1 protein-coding gene and 1 pseudogene are annotated in these 1,186 nt (G+C 71.0%); both read right to left on the bottom strand.

What is annotated here, in order from left to right:
• Window positions 1-401, bottom strand: a pseudogene (locus tag LQV45_RS34160) (DUF2797 domain-containing protein); the annotation flags it as partial.
• A gap of 25 nt (window positions 402-426) precedes the next feature.
• A partial coding sequence (locus tag LQV45_RS34155) for a CoA ester lyase (protein WP_230012299.1) occupies window positions 427-1,186 on the bottom strand: 760 nt, incomplete at its 5' end.

The following is a 1,186-nucleotide window of genomic DNA, read 5'->3' as shown; positions in this document are numbered from 1 at the left end:
ACGTTGGCGAAGGTGGCGACGTAGAGCCAGTGCGGCTGCATCAGGTACGCGCGCAGGCCCGGCGGGACCCGGCCGCCGCGGTGGAAGTCATGGATCAGCCGGAATTCATCCAGGACGAAGCACCGCCCGCACTGGCTGCCCCTGGCGGCGGGAGCCCGGTCCGGGCACAGGACGTGGTCCCGGTCGGCGGGTCCGTGCACCAAGTGATGCCCAAGGCACTGTTTCCCCGCGGCGGCGAGCCGGAAACCGAGGCGGGTGCCGGCGTCGAGCGTCACTGCGGTGAGGGCGCCGCCAGGGTCCTGCAGGCGCATCGCCGGCGGCCTGCCGCCGGACGCTGCGGCGGGCCCGGGCGCCGGACCATCCCAAAAGACCCCGTGCACCAGATAGCGGGTATCGGTCACGGGGTCTCCTCGAGTGGTGTGGCGGCTACAGGGCCGGCTGCACGCCAAAGGCTACCGCGAGCTTCATGATCTTCTCGGCCCGGCCCAGGCGCGGCAGGTCGGAGCCGTCCCGGATGACGCGGCCGTTGGCTTCGAAGTCGGCCATGAAGTCGGTGGCCCAGGCGACGTCGGACGGCGTGGGGCTGATGACCTCGTTGATGACCGGGGTCTGGTCGATTGCGAGGCAGAGCTTCCCGGTCATCCCCATCATCCCCGTGATGCCGGTCTGTTCGCGCAGGATCGGGTGGTTCGTGCCGACGGTGGGGCCGTCGATGGGGCCGGGGAGGTTGCCCACGCGGCTGGCCACAACGAGCTTGGCGCGGGGGTAGGCCATGGCTTCCGCGGTGGCCGCCATGCCGGTGTCGCGGCGGAAGTCGCCCGAGCCGAAGGCCAGGCGGAAGGCGCCCTGGGCCTTGGCGATGTTGTTGGCTTCCTCGATGCCGACGGCGGACTCGACCAGGGGGATCACCGGGGTCTTGCCGTCCATCCGGTGGAAGCTCTCCGTGACCTGGTCGGCCGATTCGGTTTTGGCCAGCATGATGCCCAGCAGGCCGGGGGTGCCGCGCAGGCCGGCGAGGTCGTCGGCCCAGAACGGGCTGGTGGCGTCGTTGATCCGGACCCACGCGCTGCCGCCGGCTGTCAGCCAGTTCACGACGTTGGCGCGGGCGGCGTCCTTCTGCGAGGGGTCCACCGCGTCTTCGATGTCGAGGATTATCGCATCGGCCCGGGAGACGGCGGACTGGTCG

It is taken from the genome of Microbacterium sp. Bi128, assembly GCF_918698205.1.
This window is presented reverse-complemented; position numbering and strand designations above follow the sequence as displayed.